This window comes from Nitrospirota bacterium, from assembly GCA_030684575.1.
Lineage (GTDB): Bacteria > Nitrospirota > Nitrospiria > Nitrospirales > Nitrospiraceae > Palsa-1315.
The window spans coordinates 1-3759 of record JAUXVD010000002.1; the positions used below are offsets into that span (position 1 = coordinate 1).

General features: G+C 60.2%; 1 protein-coding gene. It reads left to right on the top strand.

Annotated elements, in window-relative coordinates; genetic code table 11:
* Window positions 1–13 precede the first annotated feature (13 nt).
* Window positions 14–3451, top strand: a complete 3438-nt coding sequence (locus tag Q8N00_00295) for a molybdopterin-dependent oxidoreductase (GenBank protein MDP2381221.1) — start codon at window positions 14–16, stop codon at window positions 3449–3451.
* Window positions 3452–3759: the final 308 nt, after the last annotated feature.

Sequence of the window (3759 nt, forward strand, 5' to 3'; positions counted from 1 at the left end):
GGAGGTGTTACCCATGTTTTTGTCACGTAGGCAGTTCTTAAAAGTCTCCGTGGGGACGGTCGCCGCAGTGGCGGTGGCGGATAAGGTCCTGGCGTTGACCGCGCTCCAGCCGGTCATCGAAGTCGGGAACCCGTTAGGGGACTATCCGGATCGGTCGTGGGAACGGGTCTATCACGACCAGTATCGCTACGATTCGTCGTTTACCTGGTGTTGTTCCCCGAACGACACGCATGCTTGCCGCATCCGGGCCTTCGTCCGGAACGGCGTGGTCATGCGGGTCGAGCAGAACTACGACCACCAGACCTATGAAGATCTCTACGGCAACCGCGGGACGTTCGCGCACAACCCGCGCATGTGCTTGAAGGGCTTTACCTTCCATCGCCGCGTCTATGGCCCCTATCGCTTGAAGGGGCCCTTGATGCGGAAAGGCTGGAAGGAATGGATGGATGCCGGCTCCCCGGAGCTGACACCGGAAACAAAGCGCAAGTATAAGTTCGATAGCCGCTTCCTGGACGACATGCTGCGGGTGTCCTGGGATACGGCCTTCACCTATGCCGCCAAGGCGATGATCATCATTGCCACGCGGTACAGCGGGGAAGCCGGCGCCCGTCGTCTGCGGGAGCAGGGCTATGCGCCAGAAATGATCGAAATGATGAAGGGCGCGGGCACCCGCACCTTCAAGCATCGTGCGGGGATGCCGGTCCTCGGCATCATCGGCAAGATGGGCAACACCCGGATGAACGGCGGCGTCAACGCGTTGCTGGACACCTGGATTCGCAAAGTCAGTCCGGATCAGGCGCAGGGCGGCCGCTATTGGTCGAACTACACCTGGCACGGCGACCAGAATCCCGCCCACCCCTGGTGGTGCGGTGCCCAGGGGTCCGACATCGACCTCTCCGACATGCGCTTCTCCAAGCTGAACACCAGCTGGGGCAAGAACTTCGTCGAAAACAAGATGCCGGAAGCGCACTGGAAGTTGGAATGTATCGAACGGGGTGCCCGGGTCGTGGTCATCACGCCAGAGTATAACCCCACCGCCTATCGTGCCGACTATTGGATGCCCTTACGGCCCGCGTCGGATGGCGCCATTTTCTTGGGCGCCATGAAGATCATCGTCGATGAGAACATGCACGACGTGGACTTCCTGAAGGGGTACACCGATTCCCCCATGCTGGTCCGTACGGACACCCTGCAGTTCCTGGATCCGCGCGATGTGGTGGCGGATTACAAGTTCCCGGACTTCTCCAAGAGCTATTCGGGCCGAGTCCAGTCCTTGAAGCCAGAGCAGGTCGAGCGGCTCGGCGGGATGATGGTCTGGGATCTGAACAAGAAGGCGGCGGTGCCGCTCCATCGTGAGCAAGTCGGCTGGCATTATCAGAATAGCGGGATTGACGCGGCCCTCACCGGGACCTACCGGGTGAAGTTGCTCAATGGCCGTGAAATCGACGCGATGCCGGTCTGGCAGATGTACTTGGTGCACTTCCAGGATTACGACCTGGACACCTGTCACCAGATCTGCCGGACGCCCAAGGACCTCCTGGTCCGGTGGGCGCGTGACTCCGGGTCGATCAAGCCCGCCGCCATCCATAACGGCGAAGGCACGAACCACTATTTCCATCAGACCATCAACTCCCGCGGCGCCGCGATGGTGCTCATCGTCACCGGCAACGTCGGGAAGTTCGGCACCGGGCAGCATACCTGGGCCGGGAACTACAAGGCGGGTACCTGGACGGCCACGCCCTGGTCCGGTGCGGGTATTGCCGTGCATACGGGTGAGGATCCCTTCAACATCACGTTGGATCCCAACGCGCACGGCAAGGAAATCAAGACCAAGTCGTATTACTACGGCGAGGAAGTCGGGTACTGGAACCACGGCGACACCGCCCTGATCGTCAGCACCCCGAAGTACGGACGCAAGGTGTTCACGGGCAAAACGCACATGCCGACCCCGAGCAAGTTCCGCTGGGTGGTCAACGTGAACGTGCTCAACAACGCCAAGCACCATTATGACATGGTGCGCAACGTCGACCCGAACATCGAGACCCTGATCACGCAGGACATCGAGATGACCTCGGACGTCAACCACAACGATATCGCCTTCGCGGCGAATTCGTGGATGGAGTTCACCTATCCGGAAATGACCGTCACGGTCTCCAATCCGTGGGTGCAGATCTGGAAGGGCGGCATCCGGCCCTTGTACGACACGCGGAACGACCTCGATACCTTCGCCGGCGTGGCGGCCAAGTTGTCGGACATGACCGGCGACAAGCGCATGCGCGATTACTTCAAGTTCGTCTACGAAAATCGTGTGGACGTCTATGCGCAGCGCATGCTCGATGCGTCCAGCACCTTCTACGGCTACAGCGCCGACGTGATGCTGAAGTCGGAAAAAGGCTGGATGGTCATGGTGCGGACCTATCCGCGCACCCCATTCTGGGAAGAGACCAACGAGTCGAAGCCCATGTGGACGCGGACCGGCCGGTACGAAAATTACCGGACTGAGCCCGAGGCGATCGAATACGGCGAAAACTTCATCTCCCATCGTGAGGGGACGGAAGCGACGCCGTATCTGCCGAACGCCATCATGACGAGCAACCCGTACGTCCGTCCGGACGACTACGGTATTCCGATCACGGCGCAGCACCATGACGACAAGACGGTGCGTAACATCAAGTTGCCGTGGCAGGAAATCAAGCGGCACAGCAACCCGTTGTGGGAGAAGGGGTACCAGTTCTACTGCGTGACTCCCAAGACCCGGCATCGGGTGCATAGCCAATGGTCGGTGAACGACTGGGTGCAGATTTATGAGTCGAACTTCGGCGATCCGTACCGCATGGACAAGCGGACGCCGGGGGTCGGCGAACACCAGTTGCACATCAACCCGCAGGCGGCGAAAGACCGCGGCATCAACGACGGCGACTACGTCTACGTCGACGGGAACCCGGTGGATCGGCCCTATCGGGGCTGGAAGCCGTCGGATCCGTACTATAAGGTGGCGCGCCTCATGATCCGCGCGAAGTACAACCCGGCCTATCCGTACCACGTGACGATGTCGAAGCACGCCCCGTACGTGGCCACGCCGAAGTCGGTCAAAGGCCACGAGACGCGCCCCGACGGACGCGCCATCGCGGTGGACACCGGCTATCAGTCCAACTTCCGGTATGGGGCCCAACAGTCCTTTACCCGGAACTGGTTGATGCCGATGCACCAGACCGATTCGTTGCCGGGCAAACATGCGATCGCCTGGAAGTTCAAGTGGGGCTATCAGGTCGACCACCATGCGATCAACACGGTGCCGAAGGAATGTCTCATCCGCATCACCAAGGCGGAAGACGGCGGCATCGGGGCGCGTGGTCCATGGGAACCGGTCCGGACCGGCTTCACGCCGGGCCAGGAGAACGAGTTCATGATCAAGTGGCTCAAGGGCGAACACATCAAGATCAAGGTGTAGCCATGGGCACGGGGCGAGAGGCCAGAGGCGAGCGGGACATCTTCGGATATCCCGGTGCCATGAGCCGACGCCTCATGCCGGCGACACCAGCCAGTTGATGCGATTCACTGAGACCATGCGTAACTAACTGATCATGACCAGAAGGAGGATTGACAATGCCTGAAGTCTATAATTGGCAACTGGGACGGAAGATGCTGTATCCCTACGAGGAGCGGCATCCCAAGTGGCAGTTTGCCTTTGTGTTCAACATCAACCGGTGCTTGGCCTGTCAGACCTGTTCGATGGCAGACAAGTCCACCTGGCTCTTC